The organism is Streptosporangium sp. NPDC023615 (assembly GCF_040640155.1).
Classification (GTDB): domain Bacteria; phylum Actinomycetota; class Actinomycetes; order Streptosporangiales; family Streptosporangiaceae; genus Streptosporangium.
Genome location: NZ_JBFABE010000143.1, coordinates 1,785 through 4,038, shown reverse-complemented (window position 1 = coordinate 4,038; position 2,254 = coordinate 1,785). Strand labels below are relative to the sequence as shown.

Sequence of the window (2,254 nt, the reverse complement as noted above, 5' to 3'; positions counted from 1 at the left end):
ACCGTCACGCCGGGCACCTACACCTCCGCCGCCGGCACCTTCGGCATCACCGGAGGACTCACCCTCGACGCCCAGGGCGACCCGAACGCGATCTTCATCTTCAAGACCGCCTCCACCCTCATCACCGCCGCCGCCAGCACCGTCACCCTCACCGGCGGCGCCCAGGCCTGCAACGTGTTCTGGCAGGTGGGAAGCTCGGCCACACTGGGCGCCGCCTCCCAGTTGTCCGGCACCATCCTCGCCCTGGCCTCGATCACCGTCGGCGCCGGCGCGACCGTCGACGGTGGCCTGCTGGCCCGCAACGGCGCCGTCACCCTCGACGGTGACACCGTCGACGTGTCCGCCTGTCAGGCCCCACCCGACAGATCGACCACCACCACGGTGAACTCGTCGTGCGCGATGACGCAGCAGGGGCCGATCACCTTCACCGCGACGGTGAGGTCTCCTGGTTCGATCGTTCCCTCCGGACCGGTCGAGTTCTTCGCCGACGGGGTCAGTCTGGGGACCGCCCAGCTCGATGCCACGGGCCACGCCGACCTGACCGTGGCCGATCTCACCGAGGGCGCCCGGCAGATCGTGGCCGTCTTCCCGGGTACGGGCGAGCTCGATCCGAGCACCTCGGCGACATTCGTCCAGGACGTGGACGCCAACGGTTTCTGCCTGGTGCCGCAGTGCGGGGTGCAGACCCGCCGCACCCTTCGGACGAGGTCGTCCACTCCCCGACGGAGCGCGTGACCGAAATCGGTAGACCCTGCCGGGGAGTACCCCCGGACGGCTCTCCGGTCGCCTCCGTCCTCCGGGGGTGACAGGGATCGTCTCCGCAGGCCGTCGAGCAACATGGGAACGAAATGAATGTTCATCGAGACAGAGATGTCGCGATTCCTCGTCCCGGTAGGGGCGTTCAGATCCTGGGCATCGCGGCAGCCGCGATCGGGGCTTTCATCGCGGCACCGACCACGGCCGCGGCGAATACCGCCATCGAGAAATCCTTCGTCATCGACTCCGGCCGAATCGACGGTGTCGCAAGAACGACAGCGGCGTGCGGTCGAAGCGCTCCCCTACGACCCCTTCAGGTTCACGTGAAAGGTCGTTGCAGGGATCGATGCTGCGGCCCTCGTAAATGCGGGAGAAAATGCACCGTGTGCGCACGCCGTTCGTGTGCCTGTGGTGTGTGCGGTCCGCGCCGGGCGTACGAACGGGGACCACGAGGCGCGACGGGACCTGCCGGATCCCGGGGACCGGCGGGCTCGGACGGCGCACCGGGCGCGGCAGGACCGGTGGGCCCGTCAGGACCGTCAGGACCGGCGGGGCCGGTGGGTCCGGCAGGTCCGGCAGGTCCGGTCGGTCCCGCAGGCCCGCCGGGTACAGGGCGTTCCCTGATGGGACCACCGGGTCCGGCGGGCGCCACCGGGCGGATAGGCATCACCGGCCGGATGGGTCCCACCGGCCCTGTAGGCAGGGAGGGAGAACCCGGCCGGCCAGGACCGGCGGGCAGGTCGATGCCGGGCGGCATCGTAGGCCCGCCAGGTCACAGCGGCCCGGCGGGCCACAGCGGCCCAGCGGGACCGATCGGTCCGGCGGGACCGATCGGTCCGCAAGGTCCGGTGGGCGCCACCGGTCCGGCCGGTCGAGCAGGCGCCACGGGTGCCATCGGTCCGGCAGGACCGGCAGGACCGGCAGGACCGGCGGGCGCCACCGGCACCACAGGTCCGCGAGGTCCCGCAGGTGCGACCGGCGCGGTGGGCCCAGCGGGACTGCGAGGCCCGGTAGGTGCGACAGGACCCACCGGCCTGCGAGGTCCGGTAGGCGCCACCGGCGCCACCGGCACCACGGGTCCGCGAGGCCCGGCTGGTGTGACAGGACCCACCGGCCTGCGAGGTCCGGTAGGTGCCACCGGCGCCACCGGACTCCAAGGACCAAGAGGCCTGACCGGGTTCACAGGACCGATGGGCGCCACCGGACTCACAGGACCGGCAGGACCGATCGGCCTCACCGGAGAAACCGGCGCCATCGGACCAGAAGGACCGACCGGACCGGCAGGACCGACCGGCGCCACCGGCGCCACCGGAGAAACCGGCGCCATCGGACCAGAAGGACCGACCGGACCAGCAGGACCGACCGGCGCCACCGGACTCACAGGACCGGCAGGAGAAACCGGCGCCACCGGCGCAACCGGACCAGCAGGACCGACCGGACCGGCAGGACCGACCGGCGCCACCGGCGCCACCGGAGAAACCGGCGCCATCGGACCAGA

The 2,254-nt window shown here is 71.9% G+C and carries 1 protein-coding gene; it reads left to right on the top strand.

All coding sequences use genetic code 11. The features are described from left to right. The coding region (locus AB0G16_RS38410) for an ice-binding family protein (protein WP_362815910.1) at positions 1–735 on the top strand (735 nt) is incomplete at its 5' end. Positions 736–2,254 lie beyond the last annotated feature (1,519 nt).